Below are 22,730 nucleotides of genomic sequence, written 5' to 3' on the forward strand. Positions count from 1 at the left end.
AGGGGGATGGCAAGTCATGAGCCACGACGGCGCACAGGGACGTTACGCGGGCGGTTCTGTGGCCGGTGGCCGCTATCAACTGCGTGACCTGCTCGGCGAGGGCGGCATGGCGTCCGTCTATCTCGCCTATGACACGGCCCTCGACCGACAGGTCGCCATCAAGACGCTGCACACCGAGCTGGGGCGCGAGCAGTCCTTCCGCGAGCGGTTCCGGCGTGAGGCGCAGGCCGTCGCCAAGCTTCAGCACACCAACATCGTCTCGGTGTTCGACACGGGTGAGGACGAGCTCGGCGGCGCCCTGATGCCGTACATCGTCATGGAGTACGTCGAGGGGCAGCCGCTCGGCTCCGTGCTCCAGGCGGACATCCAGCAGTACGGCGCGATGCCGGCCGAGAAGGCGCTCAAGGTGACGGCCGATGTACTGGCCGCCCTGGAGACCAGCCACGAGATGGGCCTGGTCCACCGCGACATCAAGCCCGGCAACGTCATGATGACCAAGCGCGGCGTCGTCAAGGTCATGGACTTCGGCATCGCCCGTGCCATGCAGTCGGGCGTCACCTCCATGACCCAGACCGGCATGGTCGTCGGCACCCCGCAGTACCTCTCCCCCGAGCAGGCGCTCGGCCGCGGGGTCGACGCGCGCTCCGACCTGTACTCGGTCGGCATCATGCTCTTCCAGCTGCTCACGGGCCGCATTCCGTTCGACGCGGACTCCGCGCTCGCCATCGCGTACGCGCATGTGCAGGAGGAGCCGGGCGCCCCTTCGAGCGTCAACCGGTCGATCACCCCCGCGATGGACGCCCTCGTCGCCCGGGCGCTGAAGAAGAACCCGAACGAGCGCTTCCCCAGCGCCGCGGCGATGCAGGACGAGATCACCCGCGTGCTGAGCGCGAGCGGCCCCGCAGGCGCCCCGGTGATCATCGGCGGCGGCGCCCCTGCGGGCAACAGCGGCTCGGGCGTGGGCTCGGCGGTCTTCCCGCCCGTCGACCAGAGCACTCCGGCGCCGCACAGCGTGCAGACGCCGTACCAGCCGCACCCCCAGCCGGGTCCCTACGGCGCACCGACCCCGGCCCCCACCCCCACGCCTGGTTACGGCTACCCGCAGGCCGCCCAGCCCTACGGGACGCAGGCGCACCTGGCGCACCAGACCCCGCCGCCGTACGCCATGTCCCCGCAGACGGTAGCGGGCTCCGGTGGCGGCGGGTCCCGGCGCAACATGCCGGTCGTCGTGGGGTCGGTCGTGGTCGCCCTGGTCGCGATCGGCGGCCTGCTGGTCTTCCTCAACATGAAGGGCGACGACCCGGCGGACGGCAAGGACGGCGACCCGGGCTCCAGCGAAGCCGCCGGCGAGCACAAGGCGCCGGAGCGGAACCGGACGATGGAGACCACGAAGTGCACCGACGCCACCGAGGACACCAACGACCCGGCGAAGGTCCAGGCACCGAACTTCGTCTACAAGGACATCATCTCGGCGAAGTCCTGTGCCGCCGCGGCCGGCTGGACCGTCAAGGTCATCGAGGTGGAGGGCAACACCTACGCCGAGGACCAGATCGTCGACCAGTTCCCGACCGTGGGCTCAGCCGTGGCCGAGCAGGGCGCGCACTTCGAGCTGCGTATCTCGACGGGTGACCCGGCCTGATCGGCTGACCGACCGGACCACCTGATCGGCTGGACCGCCTGACCGGCTGGACCGCCTGATCGTGCGACCGCCTGACCGACTGGCCGCCCGACCGGTTGAGGTGCTCCTTCCGGACGCGCTCGGGATGCCGGAGGTCTCCGGTCATGTGACGCTGATCTCATGCCTCCAGGACTCCCGGCTTCACGGTCGTCACGGTGCGTCGCCTGTCTGGTGATGGCGGTCGGGGTGGCGCTCGGCCCCCCGGTCCTGGCGCACGCGGACGACGGAGCCGCCGCATCCACCTCTCACCCCAACACGAGCCCTTCCGCCGAGGATTCACCCCTGGCCGGGCGGCAGGCGGGGGAGGGCCGGGCGCGGCCTGGACGGTCGCTCTCCCCCCTGGAGGCCGGGCACTCGAAGGCGGCGGCTGACGAGGTGCCGCCCGACCCCGACCCCGCGAAGGTGCCGGCGTTCACGCCGCCGCCCGAGGCGTTCCCCGATCCCGGCGAGACGGCGCGGCAACGTCAGGCGGTGGACGCACCCGGCCTGAAGCAGGTGCGGGACGTGTCACTGGGCAGCGGAATCGCCCTGGTCGGGCTGGGTCTGGCCTTTCTGGCGCTCCGCATGCGCCGGGCGAACTGACCCCGGCCCGACAGGCCGTCGAGGTCCCCGCCCGTACCTCCCCACTGAACCTCCGCCCCGGGCCGGGGAGGCTTGCGTCGAGCAGCATACTGGGTATACATACTCAGTATGTCGATTCGTCACGGGCTGCTGGCCCTCCTGGAGCGGGGGCCTCGGTACGGCTCCCAGCTCCGCACCGAATTCGAGTCCCGCACCGGCTCCACCTGGCCGCTGAACGTCGGGCAGGTCTACACGACGCTCAGCCGTCTGGAACGCGACGGCATGGTCGCCCAGGACGGCGAGGACGACGCGGGTCACGCGCTCTACTCGATCACCGAGGACGGGCGCGCCGAGCTGAGGAGCTGGTTCGAGACCCCTGTCGACCGCAGCAGTCCGCCCCGCGACGAGCTGGCGATCAAGCTCGCGATGGCGGTCGGGGCGCCCGGAGTCGACATCCGCGCCGTCATCCAGTCCCAGCGGAGCCACACGCTGAAGGCGATGCAGGACTACACCCGGCTCAAGGCCCAGGCACTCGCCGACGTACCGGCCGACCGCGACGAGGTCGCCTGGCTGCTTGTGGTGGAGCAGCTGATCTTCCAGGCCGAGGCGGAGGCCCGCTGGCTCGACCACTGCGAGTCCCGCCTGGTGCGCCTGGCCTCGGCCGCCGCGACCGAGCCCGCCGCCCGCACCGCCGCCCGCACCGCCACGTCCACGAGCCGTGGGACCACACGCCCCGCGGCCTCCCGGCCGTCCGCGGGCCGCTGACCGCCGGCCCGCGTCGGGCCACCGACCGCTTTCCGTGTCCGCACCAGCTTCAGATCCGTACCGTTCTCAGGGGGAACAGCTCACCATGTCCACGTCCGTCCCCGCCCCGCCCGTCGGCCTCTCCGTGGACGCACCCGTCCTCGAACTGAGGGCCCTGACCCGGACCCATGGCTCCGGTGTCGCCGAGGTGCACGCCCTGCGCGGCATCAATCTCTCGGTCCACACCGGTGAACTCGTCGCCGTGATGGGCCCCTCCGGCTCCGGCAAGTCCACGCTCCTGACCCTGGCGGGAGGCCTCGACACCGCGAGCAGCGGCCAGGTCGTCATCGAGGGCCAGGACATCTCCGCGCTCGGCCGCAAGGGCGTCGCCCGCCTGCGGCGCCGTAGCGTCGGCTACGTCTTCCAGGACTACAACCTGATCCCGGCCCTCACCGCGGCGGAGAACATCGCCCTGCCGCGCGAACTGGACGGCGTGCCCGTACGCAAGGCCCGCAAGGAGGCCATGGCCTCCCTGGAGGAGATGGGCCTCACGGAGGTCGCCGACCGCTTCCCGGACGAGATGTCCGGCGGCCAGCAGCAGCGCGTCGCCATCGCCCGCGCCCTCGTGGGTGACCGCCGCCTCGTGCTCGCCGACGAGCCCACCGGGGCGCTCGACTCGGAGACCGGCGAGACGGTGCTCGCCCTGCTCCGCAACCGCTGCGACGAGGGCGCTGCCGGAGTGATGGTGACGCACGAGCCCAGGTACGCGGCCTGGGCGGACCGGGTGGTCTTCCTGCGGGACGGGTCGATAGTGGACCAGACGCTGGCGACCGGAGCCGAATCCCTGCTCGCCTCGGAAGGTGCCGAGTGAGCGTCTTCACCGGGTGGCGCGCCGCCCTCCGGATCGCCCGGCGCGACGCTCTGCGGTCCAAGGGCCGCAGCGCACTCGTCGTCGCGATGATCGCCCTGCCGGTCCTCGGTGTCACGGCCGCCGATGTGACGTACCGCAGTTCCACGCCCACCGTCGCCGAGGATCTGACGGCCGAGATGGGGTCCGCGGACGCCGTGTACAGCTCGGCCGGCATCGGCCCCGTCCCCATCGAGCAGATGCCCGACTCCGACATCTGGAGCACCCCTGACGACGAGGCAGAGGTCCCGGCCGAGGACCAGCGCGCCCCCGTCGATGTGCCGGGCTCGTTCCCCAAGGGTTCGCGGTACCTCACCGAACAGTCCGTACCCGCCGTCGTCAGCACCCGGCACGGTGTCGCCAACACCGAGATCGTGGAGCTGCGCACCTCGGATCCGGCGGTCAGAGGCCGGCTCGACCTGGTCGACGGGGCGTACCCGGACGGCGAGGGGGAGATCGTCGCGACCGAGCACTTCCTGAAGTCCGCCGGACTCGGTGTCGGCTCCCGCACGACGCTGCGCGGCCCCGAGCAGACGTACACGATCACCGGCAGCGTCGAGCTGCCGGGCGAGCTGGGCAAGAGTGCGCTGTACGCCGACCCGGGTGCCGTGATCGCCCCGTGGAAGGCGGCGGCGGGCCAGGACAAGAAGATCGTCCCTCCGTATCCCGGCGACATGACCTGGCTCGTCCAGGGGCCCGCCGGTGCCGGTATCCCCTGGTCGGACGTGCTCACGGCGAACAAGAAGGGCGTCCTGGTGCTGTCCCGCCAGGTCGCTCTCGATCCGCCCCCGGCCTCCGATGTCCCGCTGCTCGCGTACCAGGACATCCCCCTCGGTGAAAGCTCGTCCGAGCTGAGCGCCGCGGTGGCGACCCTCGTCGCCATGGCGGTCCTGGAGATCGTCCTGCTGGCGGGCCCCGCGTTCGCCGTCGGCGCCCGGCGCTCACGCCGGCAGCTCGGCCTGGTCGGCACCTGTGGCGGCAGCCGCAGCCACGTACGCGCCGTCGTGCTGTCCGGAGGCCTGGTGCTCGGCGGGATCGGAGCCGTGGCCGGTGTCGCCGCCGGGATCGGTCTCACCGTGGTGTTCCGTCCGATGATCGAGGGCTGGACCGGAAGCCGCTTCGGCGCGCTCGACATCCGCCCCTGGGAACTCCTGGCCATCGCCGTCATCGGCCTCGTCACCGGCGTTCTGGCGGCCCTGGCGCCGGCGATCGTGGCCGGCAGGCAGTCGGTGCTCGAATCGCTCACCGGCCGCCGCGGAACACGCCGGAGCTCCCGCCTCCTCCCCGTCGTGGGCAGCGTGGCGCTCGCGCTCGGCGTGGCGGTCGCCGTCTACGGCGGCACGACCGGGAACACCCAGTTCGTCTCCGGCGGCTCCGTGGTCGCCGAGCTCGGGCTGCTCGCCTGCATCCCGGTGATCGTCGGCCTCCTCGGGCGGCTCGGCGCCCGGCTGCCGCTCTCCCCGCGCATGGCTCTGCGTGACGCCGCGCGCAACCGGGGCCGTACGGCCCCGGCGGTCGCCGCCGTCATGGCGGCCGTAGCGGGGACCGTCGCCATCGCCACGTACACCTCCAGCGTCCTGGCGGAGCATGACTACGACCATATGCGCCCCCTCACCCCGGGCACCGTGGCGCTCGTGGCCGACGAGGCGACCAGCGTCGACCAGCTCCCCCTGGCACGGGCAGCCGCAGAGCGGAATCTGGCCGTCAGCGGCGGCCGCGCCGACATCGGGCGGACCTGGGCCGGCTCCGACTGCTCGGTCTACTACGAGGAGGAGAACGGCTGCGGCACCCTCGAACTGGTCAAGCCCACCGGCAAGGGCCATGACTGCCCCCTTCAGGGGCCGGGCGCCAAGAAGCTCGCCGCGAGCCTCTCCGCCGACGCGCACAAGAAGCTCATGAGCTCCCCCGCGTGCGTCGACGAGTACCTCACGGCGGGCGCGCTCTACACGGGTGACAGTCACATCGTCGTAGGGGACGCCGCACTGCTCAGGTCGTACGTGAAGCTCGACGACCCGGCGGCGGCCAAAGCCCTGGCTGCCGGGACTCCCGTGCTGCTCAACTCTGCGTACGCGCAGAACGACCAGGTCACGCTCAAGGCCGTGCACACGTACAACGAGCGCGACAAGAAGAACCGCAAGCTCCACCCGGGCAAGGCCAAGGCCACCACGGACCGGCTGGACGTCTATGTCGCGCCCGACAGGTACGCCGCCACCCCCGGGATCCGGATGATCCTTCCGCAGGACACCGCGGACCGGCTCGGCCTGCACAGCGCGGCGTACGGCACGGTCTACACCGTCGCGCATCCGCCGACGGACGCCGAGGAGCAGGCGGTGTCGGCCGCCTTCACCCAGGCCGGGAGCGGGATCTACCTCCAGGCGGAAAGCCCGGTGGAGAGCGGCGACGAGGATGTGATCCTGCTGATCCTCGCCCTGTTCGCGGGTGTGGTCACCCTGGGCGCGGCCGCCATCACCACCGGTCTTGCCAAGGCGGACGCGGAGGCCGACCTCACCACACTCAGCGCGGTGGGGGCGCCGCCCGGCGTGCGGCGTTCACTCTCCGGATTCCAGTGCGTGGTCGTCGCGCTCACGGGCGTGCTGCTCGGCACGGTCGCGGGCATCGTGCCCGCGGTGGCCCTGCGTCTGGTCGATCTGCGGGAGGCGATGGAGGCGATGCGTGAGCAGCCCATGGACTCGGCGTACACACCCATCGTGATGCCGTGGGAGACCGTCGGGCTGCTGGCCGTGGTCGTGCCGGTGCTGGCAGGGCTGCTGGCCGCCGCGTTCGCCGGGTCACGCACCGCCCTGGCGCGGCGCGCGGGGTGATCGTCCTCGGGGAACCGTCCCCGTGACGTGAGGCGGCGATCCGGTGCCCCCGAGAGAGTGGATCTTCACTTTTCGGGGGCACCACCGCGTCGCGGGGCAGGTGTGGGCGACAATGGCAGCATGGAAATGCCGAGGAATGAACGGTCGCAGGAGCACCCCCAAGTCCTCGTGGTGGGGCAGGACGGAATGGCTATCGGCGGAGGCAGCGGTGACGACGAGTCCCGCGAGATCCCGGTCACGGACATGGTCGAGCAGCCCGCGAAGGTCATGCGCGTCGGCAGCATGATCAAGCAGCTGCTGGAGGAGGTCAGGGCTGCTCCTCTCGACGAGGCGAGCCGGGTCAGGCTGAAGGAGATCCACGCGAGCTCGGTGAAGGAGCTCGAGGACGGTCTCGCGCCGGAGCTCGTCGAGGAGCTGGAGCGGCTGTCGCTGCCGTTCACCGAGGAGTCCGTGCCGTCCGAGGCCGAGCTGCGGATCGCGCAGGCCCAGCTGGTCGGCTGGCTCGAGGGCCTCTTCCATGGCATCCAGACGGCACTGTTCGCCCAGCAGATGGCGGCCCGTACCCAGCTGGAGCAGATGCGCCGCGCCCTTCCTCCGGGCGCCGGCCACGAGGAGGAGGAAGGCGGCATCGATCCGCACGGTCCGGCTCGCTCCGGCCCGTACCTCTAGGACGGTTCGTGGCCTGAGTCCGCACGACCGCGGTACGCACCGACGGGGCCCGGCACACATGGTGTGTGCCGGGCCCCGTGCGGGTTTCGGTACCGCTCGCGCGCGTGTCAGGAAGGCCTGCTCGGGCCAGGAAGGCCGTGCTGCGCGTGTCAGGAAGGCCTGCTCGCGTCAGGCCTTCGGCGCGGCCAGGAGGATCTTGCCGATGTGGCTGCTGGACTCCATCAGCCGGTGGGCCTCCGCCGCGTCCGACATCGGCATCGTGCGGTCCACGACCGGCCGTACGACGCCGTCGGCGAGCAGCGGCCACACATGCTCACGTACCGCCGCGATGATCGCGGCCTTCTCCGCGAGGGGCCGCGCGCGCAGGGACGTCGCCGTGACGGCGGCCCGCTTGCTCAGCAGGGCGCTCAGGTTCAGCTCGCCCTTGGCACCGCCCTGGAGACCGATGATGGCGAGACGGCCGTTCACCGCCAGGGCCCGCACGTTCCGGTCCAGATACTTCGCCCCGACGATGTCGAGGATCACATCCGCTCCCGCACCGTCCGTCGCCTGCCGCAGCTCCTCGACGAAGTCCTGCTCGCGGTAGTCGATGAGGATGTCGGCGCCGAGCTCCTGGCAGCGCGCCAGCTTCTCGGGCCCTCCCGCCGTCACAGCGACGCGCGCGCCGACGGCCTTGGCGAGCTGGATCGCCATCGTGCCGATACCGCTGGACCCGCCGTGGACCAGGAGGGTCTCACCGGGGCGCAGGTGGGCCACCATGAAGACGTTCGACCAGACCGTCGCGGCCACCTCGGGCAGCGCCGCCGCCTCGGCCAGGTCCACGCCGTCGGGCACGGGCAGCAGCTGTCCGGTCGGCACAGCCACCTTCTCCGCGTATCCGCCCCCCGCGAGCAACCCGCACACCTCGTCGCCCACGGACCATCCGGTCACTCCCGGGCCGAGCGCCGCGATGCGGCCCGCGCACTCCAGGCCGGGGTAGGCGGAGGCGCCGGCCGGGGGGTTGTAGAAGCCCTGCCGCTGCAGGACGTCGGCCCGGTTGACCGCGCTGGACACGACCTCGACGAGGACTTCGCCCTCGCCTGGTACGGGATCGGGCACCTCGGCCCATACGAGCGCTTCGGGGCCGCCGGGTTCGGGGATCGTGATCGCATACATGGCCGCGAGGCTACTCCGTGCAGAGTCCCGGGCCGGGGCGGACGTGCCTGCGCCGCGCCCGGCCCCTGACTTCGACTCCGGTCCGGCCCCTGCCGGGGGCCCTCAGGGTCGTTGGTTGGGCTGCTGCGGATGGCCTGTCGGCGGTGTACGGGGCGGCGAGGCACGCACGATCGTGATCACCCGGTCCGTCAACTGCAGGGGGCTGGCCGCCGGATCGTCGTAACCCAGCAGCCGGTGACCCCGCAGAACGGTGACCACCAGGTCGTCCGTCTCCCGGACGCTCTTGCCCACCTCGGCCTTTATCACCGGCCGTTCGATGAGATCCAGCCCGCTGCCCTGCTGGATGAGGTCCTCCATCACCGTGCCCGCGGTGGGGCTGAGGACGGAGAGTCCGAGCAGACGGCCTGCCGCGCTCGCGCTGGTGATCACGGCGTCGGCGCCGGACTGCCGCAGCAGCGGCGCGTTCTCCTCCTCGCGCACAGCGGCCACGATCTTCGCGCCCCGGTTGAGCTGGCGGGCGGTCAGGGCGACCAGGACGGCGGTGTCGTCGCGCTGGGTCGCGATGATGATCTGACGCGCCTTCTGGACCTCGGCCCGCAGCAGCACATCGCTGCGCGTCGCATCGCCCAGTACGCCCACGAACCCTTCGGCGTTGGCTGCTTCGATCACCTTGCCCGCAGGGTCGACGATCACGATCTGTTCCTTCTTCAGACCGGTGGCACAGAGGGTCTGGATGGCCGAGCGGCCCTTCGTTCCGAAGCCGACGACCACGGTGTGTTCACGCAAGTTGGTTCTCCAACGATTCAGCCGGAAGTCCTCCCGGGTCCGCTCCGTCAGGACCTCGAGAGTGGTGCCGACCAGGATGATCAGGAAGAGCACGCGCAGCGGGGTCACCAGCAGCACGTTGACCAGCCGAGCCGGGTCGCTGTACGGGACGATGTCGCCGTAACCGGTCGTCGACAGGGTCACCGTCGCGTAGTAGACGGCGTCGAGGAAGTCGACCTTGCTGTCCGCGTTGTCGTGGTAGCCGTCCCGGTCGGCCCAGACGATGAAGACCGTGATGGCCAGCACCGTGAGAGCCATGGCCAGCCGCTTGGCCACCTGGAGGAGCGGTCGGTCGACCTCCCGCCGGGGCAGAAGGACCCGGGTCGGGACCACATGTTCGTCCGCCCGCCGGGCCATCGCATCATGGCCGGGAAGTTTCACGTGAAACACCCTTCTGTCCACGGCGCTGCCGAAGCCCACGGCAGATCGAGGATCTCGACCTCGGTGCCGGACTTCACCCCGCCGGGCGGGACCACGGCCAGCCCGTCCGCGGCGGCGATGCCACGGAGCATGGCCGGGCCGTTGTAGTGCAGGGGTACGACGTTCTCGTCGCGATGGACGACGGGAATCAGCCGGGTGTCCTGCGGGTGCCCGTGCACCTCTTCGCGTACGGGCGCGCTGTAGCGGTCCTGAGCATGCCGGCCGGCGATTCCCCGGAGCAGGGGCTCGGCCAGCGTCAGCAGTCCGGACACCGCGGCGAGGGGGTTTCCGGGCAGGCCGATCAGGCAGGGGCCGCCCCCCGCGAGTTGCGCAAGAAGCATCGGGTGGCCCGGACGCACGGCCACCCCGTCGATCAGCAGCTCGGCCCCGATCCCCGCGAGGACGCGGTGGACGTGGTCCACCGGTCCTGAGGCCGTACCGCCCGTGGTGAGGATCAGATCGGCATCGGAGGAGACGATGGCCTGGCGGAGAGCGTCGGCGTCATCGCCGAGCCTCCTGGGCTCGGCGACTTCCGCGCCCAGAGAACGCAGCCAGGGAGCGAGCATGGGACCCAGCGCGTCCCGGATCAGCCCGTCGCGTGGAAGCCCCGCCGTGAGGAGTTCATCGCCGAGGACGAAGACGTCCACGCGGGGCCTCGGCATGACGACGAGCGCGTCGTACCCTGCGGCAGCCGCCAGCCCGAGGACGGGCGGGGTCACGACGGTGGCCACGGGCAGGAGTTCATCGCCGGACCTGCATTCCTGACCCCGGGGCCGGATGTCCTGGCCCTGCAGGACGTCGCGGGTGGCGTGCAGCAGCCCCTTCGCCTCGTCGCAGTGCGCGTGCTCGCTGCGGATCACAGCGGTGGCGTCGGCCGGCAGCCGTGCGCCTGTGGCGATCCGCAGGGCGTGCCCGTCGGGGAGCGGCTCCGTGGACGCACGCCCGGCGAGCAGCCCTTCTCCTCCGCGTACGGTCCAGGGGCCCGGCCCGGCGACGGCCCAGCCATCCATGGCCGAGGTGTCGAACGACGGCAGATCGGTGAGTGCGACCACGGCTTCGGCCAGGACATGGCCGAGAGCCCGGTCCAGGGGGAGGCGGTGGACTGCCAGGGGGGCGCCGCGCCCGAGGCGCTCCGCCAGTGCACGCGCCCCGGCCCAGGCGGTGGCCGTGGACCGGTGGGCGTGGGGGGAGGAGGGCGAGGACCCGTGGGCCGACTGCGGAGCCTGACGGCTGGAGGAGCCAGGGGCGCTGGAGGAGCCGGGGGCGATGAGGAAGCCGGAGTCGTTTGAGGAGCCGGAGTCGTCGGAGAAGCCGGGGTCCCTGGCGGCGCCCATGTCCCTGGAGGTGTCCGGGTCCCTGAAGACGCCGCCGGATGCGCCCGTGCCCGGCAGGCCTGAGGCTCTGGGCGGGCCCGCGCCCGGGGAGCCCGAGTCCGGCCGCCCCGGGGGCCGGGCGCCGACGAGAGCCAGTGCCTGCTCGACGGCCCGTTCCTCCGCGGCCGCGCGCTCCACGGCCGCCCGTTCAGCGGCCGCGCGCTCCGTGGCCGTCCGCGCGCCGGATGCCTGGGCAGCGGCCGCCCGTGCACCGGACCCTCCCGCGTCACCTCCGTGGGCGGTCATGGCGTGCCGGACCCGCTTCCCGCCGCCGTCTCCTCCTCCCACCGGAGCGCGAGGGCGACGGCCTTGCGGGAGGCCTCGGCCACCGCGTCAGCCGCGGCCTCCGGGCTCTTGCCGCTGCTCGCCATCGCCGCCGCGTACCCCACCAGGAAGGTGGTCAGCGGCGCGGCGGGCCGGGCCACGCCGTGCGCGGCATCGCGGGCGAGGTCCAGCAGGACGCCGGTGTCGACGTCGAGCTCGATGCCCAGTTCGTTCTTGACTGCGGTGATCCATTCGTCCAGCACGGTCCCATGCTCCCTGATCCGCGCCCGGGCAGCGGCAATGTCTTCCCAGGTGTCGCAGTCGAAAGAGGCCAGCGGGCCCGCCTGGACCCGGGCCAGATCCAGTTCGGTGGTCAGCAACCGCAGGGGGAGGCCGGCGAGGCCCCCGTGTTCGGTGGCGAGAAGGCCGAGCTCACGGCGCAGCGGCTCGGTCCGGTAGACCGCGACCAGCGGCTGGTCCCGGCCGTCCTCGTCGGTGCACAGGGCGCCCTCATGGATGTCCGGCTCCGCGGCGGCCAGCAGCGAGCGGACCGTCGACTCCCCCAGGAACGGCAGATCCGCGGAGAGCACCAGAACTCTCTCCGCGTCCGTGTGCCGCACACCAGCGCCCAGGGCCGCCAAGGGGCCGCCGCCCTGGGGCACTTCACGTGTCCAGGTAACGGGGCGCACGGTGGGCCTGCGCCCGCCCACCACCACGGTGGACCCCGCGTCGGCACAGACGGCCAGCACCCGGTCGAGGAGGGCACGGCCGCCCACATGGAGCCCTGGTTTGTCGGCCCCTCCGAGGCGCTTCGCAGCGCCTCCGGCGAGGACGATGGCGTCGTACGCGGTCATGCCCCCGAGTATGCGGGCCGCCCGCGCCCGGCGGCCCCCCGGGGGCCGAAATCACAGCGCGCGCAGCAGCACCGCCGGCTGTTCCACGCAGTCGGCGACATGGCGCAGGAAGCCACCGGCCGTGCCGCCGTCGCAGACCCGGTGATCGAAGGTGAGCGAGAGCTGGACGACCTGGCGGACCGCCAGCTCGCCCTTGTGCACCCAGGGCTTGGGCACGATGCGGCCGACGCCGAGCATGGCCGCCTCGGGGTGGTTGATGATGGGAGTCGAGCCGTCGACGCCGAACACCCCGTAGTTGTTCAGCGTGAAGGTCCCTCCTGTGAGCTGCGCCGGGGTCAGCTTCCCCTCCCTGGCGGCCTCCGTCAGTCGGGCGATCTCCGCGCCGATCGACTCCGTGTTCCTCGTGTGCGCGTCCCGGACGACCGGGACGACCAGGCCGCGCTCCGTCTGGGCGGCGAAGCCCAGATGGACGCCGGAGAGCCGCACGATCTCCCGCGCCTCGGTGTCCACCGTCGAGTTGAGCTCGGGGAACCTCGCCAGCGCCGCCGTACAGATGCGGGCCAGCAGAGCGAGCACCGACACCTTGGGCCCCGCGGCCGAACCGCCGGCGGCGTTCATCGCGGCTCGGGCCGCCACCAGCTCGGTGGCATCGGCATCGACCCAGCATGTGGCGTCGGGAATCTCCCGCCGGCTGCGCGACAGCTTCTCGGCGACCGCGCCCCTGACCCCGCGCAGCGCGATCCGCTCGCCCGACGACTCCGGCTCCGGCCCCGACTCCGGCCGGGACACCCGGGATGCGCCGACGGGGGCTTCTTCGTCCAGGGCTCTGATGGCGGACTCCACATCGGTGCGCAGAATCAGCCCGTCCCGTCCCGTACCCACGATCTGCCGGAGGTCGAGTCCGTGCCGGCGCGCCAGCTTCCGGACCAGGGGAGAGACGACGGCAACGGGGCCCTCCGGCCCGGCCCCTCCCGGCGTGGCAGGGATGTCCTGCACCGAGGCGTGGACCGTGGCCTGAGCCGGACGGGCTGCCGGGGGCGCCGCCGGGGCGTGGGGCGCCGAGGAGACCTGGGCGGGCCTGACGCGTCGCCGCCGCGCGGCCGGTGCGCCCGTGCCGTATCCGACCAGCACGTTGCCCGACGCTCCGGACCCGCCCCCGGCCCCGTTGCCGTTGCCGTTGCCGTTGCCGTTGCCGTTGCCGTTGCCCGAGGGTCCGCCGGACGCCTCGTGGCCGTCCGCGGACTCCGCGGATCCGACCGCCACCGTCAGCAGCGGCGCACCGACCGGGAGTTCCCCGCCCTCCTCGCCGAACCGTGCCGTCACCACGCCCCCGTAGGGGCAGGGGACCTCCACCATGGCCTTGGCCGTCTCGACCTCGACGACCGGCTGGTCGATGGCGACGACATCGCCGACCTCCACCAGCCAGCGGACGATCTCCGCCTCGGTCAGCCCCTCACCCAGGTCCGGCAGCTTGAATTCGAGCACCTGCGCCATCAGCTCTCGGCCTCCCACTGAAGACGTGCGACCGCGTCGAGTACCCGGTCCACACCCGGCAGATGGTGCCGCTCCTGCATCGGCGGCGGATAGGGAATGTCGAATCCGGCGACGCGCAGGACCGGCGCCTCCAGATGATGGAAACACCGCTCGGTGATCCGCGCCGCGATCTCACCGCCGGGTCCACCGAAGCCGGACGACTCATGCACGACCACCGCACGGCCCGTGCGGCGCACCGACGCGGCGACAGTCCCGTCGTCGAAGGGCACCAGCGAGCGCAGATCGACCACCTCGAGGTCCCAGCCCTCGGCCGTGGCCGCCTCGGCCGCCTCCAGACACACCGGGAGAGACGGCCCGTAGGTGATCAGGGTGGCGCTGCGGCCGGGCCGCCGGATCACGGCCCTGCCGATCGGCTCGACCGCGGCAGGGGCTTCGGGCGACCAGTCGGCCTTGGACCAGTAGAGCCTCTTCGGCTCCAGGAAGACCACCGGGTCGTCGGAGGCGATCGACTCCCTCAGCAGCCCGTACGCGTCGTCGACCGTGGCCGGCACGACGACGTGCAGACCGGGCGTCGCCATGTAGTACGCCTCCGAGGAGTCGCTGTGGTGCTCGACCCCGCCGATCCCGCCTCCGTACGGCACACGCACCGTGATCGGCAGCGGCATGGCGCCCGACGTCCGGTTGCGCATCTTGGCGACATGGCCGACCAGCTGCTCGAACGCCGGATACGCGAAGGCGTCGAACTGCATCTCCACCACGGGCCGCAGCCCGTACATCGCCATGCCCACGGCCGCCCCGAGTATCCCTGCCTCGGCCAGCGGTGTGTCCGTACAGCGGTCGTCGCCGAACTCCTTCGCCAGACCGTCGGTGACACGGAAGACGCCACCGAGTGTGCCGACGTCCTCCCCGAGTACGTGCACCGCCGGGTCCTCCGCCATCGAGTCGCGCAGCGCCCGCCCGAGCGCCTGCGCCATCGTGGCCGGCTTGGCCCTGCCGGTCCGTTCACCGGCCGTCGCGGCAGCGGTGCTCATCGTCCCTCCTCCGCGCCGCTCTCGTCGTCCGCGCCGTGCTCGGCGTCCAGCTCGGCGCGCAGCCGGGCCGCCTGTTCCCGCAGCTGGCCGGTCTGCTCGCCGTAGACATGAGTGAACAGATCCATCGGGTCGAGCACCGGATCGGCGTTCATCTGCTCCCGCAGCTCCTCCGCCATACGCTCCGCAGCCTCCCGCACCGACCCGATGCCGTCCTCGTCCAGCAGCCCGCGACCGGTCAGCTCCCGTTCGAGAAGCCTGATCGGATCGTGCGCGCGCCAGGTCTCCACTTCGCTGTCGCCCCGGTATCGCGTGGCGTCGTCGGCGTTCGTATGGGCTTCCATGCGGTAGGTGACCGCCTCGACGAGCGTCGGCCCCTCGCCCCGCCTGGCCCGCGCCACCGCCTCGCCGAGCACCTCGTGCATCGCTGCCGCGTCGTTCCCGTCGACCAGGCGTCCCGGCATCCCGTAACCCACGGCCTTGTGGGCGAGCGACGGGGCCGCGGTCTGCTTGGCCAGGGGCACGGAGATCGCGAAGCCGTTGTTCTGGACGAGAAAGACGACCGGGGCCCGCCAGACGGCCGCGAAATTCAGCGCCTCGTGGAAATCACCCTCGCTCGTCCCGCCGTCGCCGACCATCGCGAGCGCCACCACGTCGTCGCCCTTGAGTCGCGCCGCGTGCGCCAGGCCCACGGCATGCGGCAGCTGGGTGGCCAGCGGGGTGCACAGCGGGGCGATGCGGTGCTCACGCGGGTCGTACCCGGTGTGCCGGTCCCCCCTCAGCAGGGTCAGCGCCTGGACGGGGTCCAGGCCACGCGCCACTGCGGCGAGCGTGTCGCGATAGCTGGGGAAGAGCCAGTCCCGCTCCTCCAGCACGAACGCAGCCGCGATCTCGGACGCCTCCTGCCCGGTGCTCGACGGGTACACCGCGAGCCTGCCCTGCTTGGTCAGTGCGGTGGCCTGCGCGTTGTACCGGCGGCCGCGCACCAGCTCGGCGTAGAGCCTCAGCAGCAGCTCGGGGTCCGCGCCGGCCGCCGCATCCGTACCGAGCACGCGGTACGGCTGGGGATCCGGGAGCAGCGGCGCGGGATCGGTGAGCGGCTTCCAGGCCGGGGGCGGCGTGGGCCGGTAGGCGGCTGCGCCGGGCAGCTCCTGAACCGTCATGACAAGCACCTCCTGGCATCGGGATATATCGAGGAGTGTCGAAATCCACAGGAATGTCGGGTGTGAGCAGGGCACCGGTGTGGTGTGCCTCACCTACCGATTGTTCGGTCGTGGGGGCAATTTGGCTACAGGCACCTCCAGCCTGTGGACAAACGGTTCTCCACAGCCTGGGATAGGGACAGGTCGTCCACAACAGGGAGGCGCGGGCAGATGGCAGCTGAACAAATGGCCGACGGGGGCGCAGGAGCGGACCGCACCCCGCCCGCACGGCCTCTGGATTCCATCGACCGCTCCATCCTGCGCATCCTCCGGACGGACGGCCGCGCCTCGATACGGGCCGTCGCAGAGCGCGTCCACGTCTCGCGGGCCAATGCGTACGCCCGGATCAACAGGCTCGTCGAGGACGGCGTGATCCGCGGCTTCAGCGCACGCGTGAATCACGAACGGGCAGGACAGGCCGCCTCCGCCTACATCACGCTCAAGATCGTCCAGAACTCCTGGCGCACGGTGCGCGACCAGCTCCAGACGCTTCCCGGTGCCACCCACATCGCGCTGGTCAGCGGCGACTTCGACGTACTGCTCCTGGTGCACACCCCGGACAACAGGGCGCTGCGGGAGCTGGTCCTCACCAGGATCCAGGCCATACCCGAGGTCCTGTCCACCCGCACTCTGCTGGTGTTCGAGGAGACCGACCTGGGTCCGCGCCCGGAGCGTCCGGCCGAGCTCGCCTAGGCGGCGTGAACAGTCTCAGGGCTGTTGCTCTTCAGGCCGCCACAGGTACCGGATGTCCGGCTCACGTTCCTCGTTGCGGTGCCCGTCGGTGCATTCGCCGGCGACGAAGCCGTGCCGCTCGTAGAAGCGACGTGCCGACTCGTTGACCTGGAACGTCCACAGCGCCAGCCCGGCCGGACGGCGCTGCTTCGCCAGATCCACGAGCCGGCCGCCGATGCCCTGGCCCTGCCAGGCCGGATCGAGATAGAGCTGGTCCAGGTCTTCGCCATCCAGCACCATCATCGCGACGACCGAGTCTTCGAAGGTCGCCACCCATGTCTCCTGCCCGGGAACGACCACCGCACGGAACCAGGACCGGACCTGGTCGTCCGTATGTGCCCGGCGCACGCTCGGAAGCGCCGCCGTGAAGGAACGCAGCCACACCTCGGCCACCGCAGCTGCGTCGGAGTCGACCGCACGGCGGACGACAATGTTGTTGATCTCCACAGCAACGCATGCTCGCAGACCCACGATGCGACGGCATCCGAGTTCCCCGCGACGCTCGGACCAGTGCGGAACCCGCGGAACCTACGCGGTCACGGCACCGGGGGCGGCCGGGAGGGGCGGGGTCAGCCGGCCCGCATCCCTTCGAACGCGAGCTGGACGACCGTGTCGGCCAGCTGTTCCGCGTCCGGGGAGCCGCTCACCTGCGGCCGATACCACTCGACCAGCGAGTTCACCATGCCGAAGAGCAGCCGGGTCGCCAGGCGTATGTCCACGTCAGCGCGCAGGTCCCCCTCCGTCACCGCGGCCTTGAGCAGCTCGGACACCCGCTGGTCGAACTCGCGCCTACGCTCGAGCGCCCAGCGCTCCGTCGTCGTGTTGCCGCGCACGCGCAGCAGCAGCGTGACGTACGGCAGCTCCGCCGCGAGTACCTCGACCGTGCGGCGCGTGACGTATTCGACCCGGGCCATCGCCCGCCCCTCCGTGGCACCCGTCTCGTCGAGAATCCCGAAGAGCCCGTCGAGCGCCCGGCTCACCGCGCGCCTCAGGAGCTCTTCCTTGCCCGCCACGTGGTGGTAGATGGACGACTTGGAGATACCCGCCGCCTGGGAGAGGTGCTCCATGGACGTGCCGTCGTAGCCGCGCTCGTTGAAGACACGGACGGCGACGGCCAGGAGTGTCTCCGGGGTGTATGTGTCCCGCTTCGCCGTGGTCATGACCGCGATCCTCCCCCATGAGTTGTCCACAGGTTTCCCGGGGGCCTTGTCCCGACCGATCGTTCGGTTACTCTAACTCCGTCAGCACATCCCTGCCCGGCTCGACGAGGAGTTGGTCCGTCATGGCCGCCGAGCTTTCCCCCGAGAAGCTGTCCGAGATCCACCGCCCGACGCTCGACCAGGCCCTCGACGCGATCCGTACGCGCGCCTACTGGTCCCCGCACCCCGAACACCCGAAGGCGTACGGCGAGGGGGGTCTCCCCGGCAGCCTCGGTGCCGCCGAGGGCAAGGCCGCGTTCGACGCCGTGCTCGGCACCAGGCTGGATCTCGGCCAGCCGGGCACCGACGGCTGGACCGGCGCGGAGGTCTCGCCGTACGGACCGGAGCTCGGCGTCGAGTATCCGCACGCCGACCCGGACATCCTGCTCCCCGCCATGAGCGCCGCCATGGGCTCCTGGCGCGCGGCGGGCCCCGAGACGCGGGCCCTGGTCTGCCTGGAGATCCTCGCCCGCATCAGTGCGCGTACGCACGAGCTGGCCCATGCCGTGATGCACACCAGTGGACAGGCGTTCGTGATGGCCTTCCAGGCCGGCGGCCCGCATGCCCAGGACCGCGGTCTGGAGGCCGTGGCCTACGCCTACGAGGAACAGACCCGCACGCCGGCCGGCGCGGACTGGTCGAAGCCGCAGGGAAAGCGCGACCCGCTGCGGCTGCACAAGTCGTACACGGCGGCGGGGCGCGGCGTCTCCCTGCTCATCGGCTGCAACACGTTCCCCACATGGAACGGCTACCCGGGCCTCTTCGCCTCGCTCGCGACCGGCAATCCTGTGCTGGTCAAGCCGCACCCGAGGGCGGTCCTGCCGCTCGCGCTGACCGTGCTGCTGGCCCGCGATGTGCTGACCGAAGCGGGCTTCGACCCGAATCTCGTCGCCCTGGCTGCGGAACAGCCCGGCGAGGGCATCGCCAGGACCCTGGCGGTGCGCCCCGAGGTGAAGATCATCGATTACACGGGTTCCACCGCCTTCGGCGACTGGCTGGAGACCAACGCGCGGCAGGCCCAGGTCTACACGGAGAAGGCCGGCGTCAACACGATCGTCATCGACTCCACCGACAACTACCGGGGCATGCTCTCCAACCTGGCCTTCTCGCTCTCCCTCTACAGCGGGCAGATGTGCACCACCCCGCAGAACCTCCTCATCCCGCGCGAAGGCATCGAGACGGACGCGGGCGCCAAGTCCTACGAGGACGTGGTGGCGGACATCGCCGAGGCGGTGAAGGGGCTGCTCGGTGACGACGCCCGGGCCAACGGGCTGCTCGGCGCCCTGGTGAACCCGGACGTCAGGGCCAGGCTGGAGGGCGCCGAGTCCCTGGGTGACGTCGCGCTCGCCTCACGCCGGGTGACCAACTCCGACTTCCCCGACGCCGTGGTCCGTACGCCGGTCCTGGTGAAGCTCGACGGCACCAAGCCCGACGACGGGGCGGCCTACCTCTCGGAGTGCTTCGGCCCGGTCTCCTTCGCGGTCGCAGTCGGATCGACCGGAGACGCGCTGGACCTGCTGCGTCGCACGATCCGCGAGAAGGGCGCGATGACCGTCGGCGCGTACACCACCTCCCCTGAGGTGGAACGCGCGGTGGAAGAGGTCTGCTTCGACGAATCGGCTCAGCTCTCGCTGAATCTCACCGGCGGTGTGTACGTCAACCAGACGGCGGCCTTCTCCGACTTCCACGGGTCGGGCGGCAACCCGGCGGCCAACGCGGCGCTCTGCGACGGGGCGTTCGTCTCCAACCGCTTCCGGGTGGTGGAGGTCCGCCGCCAGGCCTGAGCGAGGACCTGGCCACCTGGCCGCTGTCACGCGTCGCGCGGATCCGGAACATCCGCGTACCGCTGCACCCAGGCGTGCATCGCGATGGCAGCGGCCGCACCGGCGTTGATCGAACGCGTCGAGCCGAATTGCGCGATCGAGCACACCATCGAGGCGTGCTTGCGCGCTTCCTCCGTCAGCCCCGGCCCCTCCTGCCCGAACAGCAGGACACACCGGCGCGGCAGCTCCGTCCGCTCCAGCGGCACGGCCCCGGGAAGGTTGTCGATCCCGATGATCGGCAGCTCCTCGGCCTCCGCCCAGGCGGTCAGGTCCTCCGTGTCCGGGTGGTGCCGCACGTGCTGGTAGCGGTCGGTGACCATGGCCCCTCGACGGTTCCAGCGCCGCCGCCCCACGATGTGGATCTCCTTCGCCAGGAAGGCGTTGGCGGTGCGCACCACCGAGCCGATGTTGAAGTCATGGCCCCAGTTCTCCACCGCCACATGGAAGTCGTGCCGCCGCAGGTCGAGATCGGCGACGATCGCCTCCCGCGTCCAGTACCGGTAGACGTCACCCACGTTGCGCCGGTCGCCGTGGGCGAGGAGCTCGGGGTCGTAACGCTCCCCCTCGGGCCAGGGCAGCGGATGCGGCCCGACACCGATCACGGCGCCGTACCCGTCGTCGTACTGGATCGGTTCCTCGGACGGGGCGGGCTCGGCTGCCGCCCGGGGCTCTTCTGTACTGCCGGTCTCGCTGGTCACCCGACGAGCGTATGGCCATCGCCGGCGCCGCCGCGCGTGGCCGTCTCTTCTCCCGTGCGGCGGGCCGGTCCCGCCCGGCGCTGCCCGGGGAGGCGGGGCCCGCCCGCCACGCGGGAGAAGAGACGCTGCCGGCCGCGCGACACCCGGTGGCCCAGCCACACCAGGAAGGCCGTCGGCAGGAAGACGGCGTCCGCCGCGATCATCGCCATGGAGAAGAAGGGCAGTCCCAGCAGGACGGAGATCCCCGCGTGCTCACCGATCATGAGGGCCAGCAGGACGTTCTTGACGCGCCTGTTGAACAGCGTGAAGGGGAAGGCCACCTGCACGACGACCGTCACGTACGTCAGCACCATGATCACCAGGCCGCTGGAGGCGACCACCCCGGAGAGCCCGGCCCACGGGGTGAAGTAGTCCAGCTTGAGCGGATAGTAGACCGCGGTGCCGTCCTGCCAGCGGGAACCCTGGATCTTGTACCAGCCGGCGGTCGCGTAGACCAGGCACACCTCAGCCATGATCACGAAGAGGGCGGCGTTGTGGGCGAGGTTGGCCACGACGTCGAGGAGGGCCCGCAGCTCATGCTCCGGCGCGCGCCGGTTCAGCGCCCACCAGGCGCCGTTCCCCAGCCACAGCACCCACAGCAGGGCCGGCAGCCACCAGGTGCCGCCGAGGCCTCCCATGAGGGTGGCGGGCAGGAGGACGCAGCCGAGTACCGCCCACAGCATCGGTCCCGCGACGTCACGGCCCGGCCGGCCTCCCTCCGCGAGGGATGCGGCGTCCCTCGCCGCACGGCGCGCGTCCAGGGACCAGACCCGCGCGCAACGGGTCAGCACCAGGTAGAGCGCCATCAGGTGGATGACGTTGTCGCCGCCGTCCCCCATGAAGATGCTGCGGTTCTGAAGGGAGAGCACCCCGGCCATGAACACGACGGACGTGGCGCGGGTCCGCCAGCCGGCCAGCAGCAGCGCTGCCGACACCAGCGAGAGCGCGTACACGGTCTCGAACCAGATCGTGCCGTCCGACCACATCAGGACGGTGAAGGCGTCGTTCTCGGCGATGAGCCGCCGCGCCATGTCCCAGCTCCACGGGCTGTCGGGGCCGTACAGCTCATGGCGGTGAGGCAGCTCACGCAGCAGGAACAGCAGCCAGGTGGCGGAGACACCGATGCGGACGACGGCGCTCTGATAGGCGCCGAGGGGGGCGGCTGTGACGCGCTGGAGGGCGCGGGCGAACGACCGGCCGACGGACCCGGCGCTGCCGGCGCCCTGGGCGCGGGTGGGGGCGCGGGTGGGCACAGGCTCGGATACGGGCTCGGGGGCGCTCATTTCGCCGCCTTCGCCGCGTGCGAGGCCTGATCCGTCGTGGCCGCCCCGGGGAGGTCGGACGAGGTGACGGTCCACCACGGGAGCTCCCGGTACTCCGCCCGGGTGCTGATCTTCTCGTCGCTCCACTCCGGGGCGCTGACGGAGCGTGTACCGGACCGCACCTGGATGCGCTCGACCGTGCCTCCGTAGCCGCGCTCGGTGAGACGCTGCATGACGATGCGGCGGATGTAGCGCTCGGACAGCTCGCCGCGCAGGCCGTTGGGCCGGTTCTCGCTGTCGTGGGACCCCGTGAAGAAGTCCCAGGCACGGCGCAGCTCGTTCTGGTCGACGTGGCTGGGGAGGAGGTTGCCGCGTATCGCCTGGCCGTCCTCACGCGAGAGATCCATCCAGCGTGTGACCTTGCTGCCGTCAGCGCCGTCGTCGGCCAGCTCGGCGCGTACGTGCACGGAGATGTTCTGCTGGAGCGGATTGGGGGCGAACAGCTTCCAGTTCTGCTCGAACTCCGGAAAGACCCAGTCGTCGACCACCTCGCCGTGCTGCTTCGTCAGCGTGTTGGACGGTGCGACGTACAGAAAGATCATGGCTATGTGTGCGCAGGCCAGCAGTGCCATGCCGGACAGCGCGAGCGCCGCGGCGATCTGGTACGGAAGCGAGAGCGCGGCCATGCCGCCGCCTGGACGGCGTCCGGGCGGTCCGGCGGCCGGTCCGTCGGCCGGTGCGGCCTCGGCTGGCGCGGCCTCGGCTGGCGCGGCCTCCGCATCCTGCCCCGTGTCCTGATGCGCTTCCCGATCCGCTCCAGGGTGGTCAGTCACGCCGGGCCAGGCGAGCTTCTTCCCGTCTCCGGTGCGCCCACCGTGGTCCGCATCCATCGTGCCCCGATCACCGTCGATCACCACTCAGTTATCCACAGGGTTGACACCCTACGGGCCTCCGACTCACCATTGAAGCCAAGGAACCGAA

The 22,730-nt window shown here is 71.5% G+C and carries 20 protein-coding genes; 8 read left to right on the plus strand and 12 right to left on the minus strand.

The annotated features are described in order from the left end of the window. Positions 1-16: 16 nt before the first annotated feature. From AB0C75_RS02190 to AB0C75_RS02215, 6 genes are all read left to right on the plus strand, one after another. On the plus strand, positions 17-1,639 hold the full coding sequence (locus AB0C75_RS02190) for a protein kinase (protein WP_362886191.1): 1,623 nt from the start codon (positions 17-19) through the stop codon (positions 1,637-1,639). A 159-nt stretch (positions 1,640-1,798) separates the two neighbouring features. Continuing rightward, entirely contained in the window at positions 1,799-2,260 is a 462-nt protein-coding gene (locus tag AB0C75_RS02195) for a hypothetical protein (RefSeq protein ID WP_362886193.1), read from the plus strand. A gap of 108 nt (positions 2,261-2,368) precedes the next feature. Then, the gene (locus tag AB0C75_RS02200; protein WP_362886195.1) at positions 2,369-3,004 is read left to right on the plus strand and encodes a PadR family transcriptional regulator; all 636 of its coding nucleotides are present in this window, start codon (positions 2,369-2,371) and stop codon (positions 3,002-3,004) included. A gap of 85 nt (positions 3,005-3,089) precedes the next feature. Beyond that, entirely contained in the window at positions 3,090-3,854 is a 765-nt protein-coding gene (locus tag AB0C75_RS02205) for an ABC transporter ATP-binding protein (RefSeq protein ID WP_362886197.1), read from the plus strand. Then, positions 3,851-6,712: an FtsX-like permease family protein gene (locus tag AB0C75_RS02210; RefSeq protein WP_362886199.1), complete on the plus strand. Its 2,862-nt coding sequence runs from the start codon at positions 3,851-3,853 to the stop codon at positions 6,710-6,712. The genes AB0C75_RS02205 and AB0C75_RS02210 overlap by 4 nt, the downstream gene beginning before the upstream one ends. A 120-nt stretch (positions 6,713-6,832) precedes the next feature. Next, entirely contained in the window at positions 6,833-7,381 is a 549-nt protein-coding gene (locus AB0C75_RS02215; RefSeq protein WP_362886201.1) for a bacterial proteasome activator family protein, read from the plus strand. Positions 7,382-7,549: 168 nt separating this feature from the next. On the opposite strand, the gene AB0C75_RS02220 is transcribed toward AB0C75_RS02215, so the two are convergent. The 7 genes from AB0C75_RS02220 to pdhA form a co-directional block, all read right to left on the minus strand. Further along, on the minus strand, positions 7,550-8,536 hold the full coding sequence (locus AB0C75_RS02220) for an NAD(P)H-quinone oxidoreductase (RefSeq protein ID WP_362886203.1): 987 nt from the start codon (positions 8,534-8,536) through the stop codon (positions 7,550-7,552). A gap of 102 nt (positions 8,537-8,638) precedes the next feature. Then, a complete protein-coding gene (locus AB0C75_RS02225) occupies positions 8,639-9,781 on the minus strand; it encodes a potassium channel family protein (RefSeq protein ID WP_362886205.1) in 1,143 nt (380 codons plus the stop codon). Beyond that, positions 9,739-11,400: a molybdopterin molybdotransferase MoeA gene (locus AB0C75_RS02230; protein WP_362886207.1), complete on the minus strand. Its 1,662-nt coding sequence runs from the start codon at positions 11,398-11,400 to the stop codon at positions 9,739-9,741. The genes AB0C75_RS02225 and AB0C75_RS02230 overlap by 43 nt, the downstream gene beginning before the upstream one ends. After that, positions 11,397-12,272 carry an NTP transferase domain-containing protein gene (locus AB0C75_RS02235; protein ID WP_362886209.1) on the minus strand — a complete coding sequence of 292 codons (876 nt, stop codon included), beginning with the start codon at positions 12,270-12,272 and terminating at the stop codon, positions 11,397-11,399. The genes AB0C75_RS02230 and AB0C75_RS02235 overlap by 4 nt, the downstream gene beginning before the upstream one ends. Positions 12,273-12,323: 51 nt before the next feature. After that, the gene (locus AB0C75_RS02240; RefSeq protein WP_362886211.1) at positions 12,324-13,766 is read right to left on the minus strand and encodes a dihydrolipoamide acetyltransferase family protein; all 1,443 of its coding nucleotides are present in this window, start codon (positions 13,764-13,766) and stop codon (positions 12,324-12,326) included. Next, positions 13,766-14,797 carry an alpha-ketoacid dehydrogenase subunit beta gene (locus AB0C75_RS02245; RefSeq protein WP_362886213.1) on the minus strand — a complete coding sequence of 344 codons (1,032 nt, stop codon included), beginning with the start codon at positions 14,795-14,797 and terminating at the stop codon, positions 13,766-13,768. The genes AB0C75_RS02240 and AB0C75_RS02245 overlap by 1 nt, the downstream gene beginning before the upstream one ends. After that, complete coding sequence (gene pdhA / locus AB0C75_RS02250; protein WP_362886215.1) at positions 14,794-15,957, minus strand: pyruvate dehydrogenase (acetyl-transferring) E1 component subunit alpha; 1,164 nt, start codon at positions 15,955-15,957, stop codon at positions 14,794-14,796. Before pdhA ends, AB0C75_RS02245 begins: the two co-directional genes overlap by 4 nt. 210 nt (positions 15,958-16,167) lie before the next feature. Here pdhA and AB0C75_RS02255 point away from each other — a divergent pair, with 210 nt between their 5' ends. Next, positions 16,168-16,689, plus strand: a complete 522-nt coding sequence (locus AB0C75_RS02255; RefSeq protein WP_362886217.1) for an Lrp/AsnC family transcriptional regulator — start codon at positions 16,168-16,170, stop codon at positions 16,687-16,689. 15 nt (positions 16,690-16,704) lie between these two features. Here the strand turns inward: AB0C75_RS02255 and AB0C75_RS02260 are convergent, their stop codons facing one another. Both AB0C75_RS02260 and AB0C75_RS02265 read right to left on the minus strand, forming a co-directional pair. Beyond that, a complete protein-coding gene (locus AB0C75_RS02260; RefSeq protein ID WP_362886219.1) occupies positions 16,705-17,175 on the minus strand; it encodes a GNAT family N-acetyltransferase in 471 nt (156 codons plus the stop codon). Between the two features lie 122 nt (positions 17,176-17,297). Next, complete coding sequence (locus tag AB0C75_RS02265; protein ID WP_362886221.1) at positions 17,298-17,888, minus strand: TetR/AcrR family transcriptional regulator; 591 nt, start codon at positions 17,886-17,888, stop codon at positions 17,298-17,300. A gap of 122 nt (positions 17,889-18,010) precedes the next feature. On the opposite strand from AB0C75_RS02265, the gene paaN reads away from it, so the two are divergent. Further along, complete coding sequence (paaN, locus tag AB0C75_RS02270; RefSeq protein ID WP_362886223.1) at positions 18,011-19,711, plus strand: phenylacetic acid degradation protein PaaN; 1,701 nt, start codon at positions 18,011-18,013, stop codon at positions 19,709-19,711. A gap of 26 nt (positions 19,712-19,737) precedes the next feature. On the opposite strand, the gene AB0C75_RS02275 is transcribed toward paaN, so the two are convergent. From AB0C75_RS02275 to AB0C75_RS02285, 3 genes are read right to left on the minus strand one after another with little or no spacing between them, the layout of a single operon-like run. Beyond that, complete coding sequence (locus tag AB0C75_RS02275; RefSeq protein ID WP_362886225.1) at positions 19,738-20,448, minus strand: TrmH family RNA methyltransferase; 711 nt, start codon at positions 20,446-20,448, stop codon at positions 19,738-19,740. Beyond that, complete coding sequence (locus tag AB0C75_RS02280; protein WP_362886227.1) at positions 20,445-21,770, minus strand: HTTM domain-containing protein; 1,326 nt, start codon at positions 21,768-21,770, stop codon at positions 20,445-20,447. Before AB0C75_RS02280 ends, AB0C75_RS02275 begins: the two co-directional genes overlap by 4 nt. Next, positions 21,767-22,666: a DUF5819 family protein gene (locus AB0C75_RS02285; RefSeq protein WP_362886229.1), complete on the minus strand. Its 900-nt coding sequence runs from the start codon at positions 22,664-22,666 to the stop codon at positions 21,767-21,769. Before AB0C75_RS02285 ends, AB0C75_RS02280 begins: the two co-directional genes overlap by 4 nt. Positions 22,667-22,730 lie beyond the last annotated feature (64 nt).

It is taken from the genome of Streptomyces sp. NPDC048565 (assembly GCF_040650935.1).
GTDB lineage: Bacteria > Actinomycetota > Actinomycetes > Streptomycetales > Streptomycetaceae > Streptomyces.

Coding starts and splice junctions, on each gene's coding strand:
- AB0C75_RS02235 (WP_362886209.1), bottom strand. CDS start 12,272: ATGACCGCGTACGACGCCATCGTCCTCGCCGGAGGCGCTGCGAAGCGC.
- AB0C75_RS02265 (WP_362886221.1), bottom strand. CDS start 17,888: ATGACCACGGCGAAGCGGGACACATACACCCCGGAGACACTCCTGGCC.
- paaN (WP_362886223.1), top strand. CDS start 18,011: ATGGCCGCCGAGCTTTCCCCCGAGAAGCTGTCCGAGATCCACCGCCCG.
- AB0C75_RS02280 (WP_362886227.1), bottom strand. CDS start 21,770: ATGAGCGCCCCCGAGCCCGTATCCGAGCCTGTGCCCACCCGCGCCCCC.
- AB0C75_RS02230 (WP_362886207.1), bottom strand. CDS start 11,400: ATGACCGCCCACGGAGGTGACGCGGGAGGGTCCGGTGCACGGGCGGCC.
- AB0C75_RS02240 (WP_362886211.1), bottom strand. CDS start 13,766: ATGGCGCAGGTGCTCGAATTCAAGCTGCCGGACCTGGGTGAGGGGCTG.
- AB0C75_RS02220 (WP_362886203.1), bottom strand. CDS start 8,536: ATGTATGCGATCACGATCCCCGAACCCGGCGGCCCCGAAGCGCTCGTA.
- AB0C75_RS02245 (WP_362886213.1), bottom strand. CDS start 14,797: ATGAGCACCGCTGCCGCGACGGCCGGTGAACGGACCGGCAGGGCCAAG.
- AB0C75_RS02205 (WP_362886197.1), top strand. CDS start 3,090: ATGTCCACGTCCGTCCCCGCCCCGCCCGTCGGCCTCTCCGTGGACGCA.
- AB0C75_RS02215 (WP_362886201.1), top strand. CDS start 6,833: ATGGAAATGCCGAGGAATGAACGGTCGCAGGAGCACCCCCAAGTCCTC.
- AB0C75_RS02255 (WP_362886217.1), top strand. CDS start 16,168: ATGGCAGCTGAACAAATGGCCGACGGGGGCGCAGGAGCGGACCGCACC.
- AB0C75_RS02190 (WP_362886191.1), top strand. CDS start 17: ATGAGCCACGACGGCGCACAGGGACGTTACGCGGGCGGTTCTGTGGCC.
- AB0C75_RS02195 (WP_362886193.1), top strand. CDS start 1,799: ATGCCTCCAGGACTCCCGGCTTCACGGTCGTCACGGTGCGTCGCCTGT.
- AB0C75_RS02200 (WP_362886195.1), top strand. CDS start 2,369: ATGTCGATTCGTCACGGGCTGCTGGCCCTCCTGGAGCGGGGGCCTCGG.
- pdhA (WP_362886215.1), bottom strand. CDS start 15,957: ATGACGGTTCAGGAGCTGCCCGGCGCAGCCGCCTACCGGCCCACGCCG.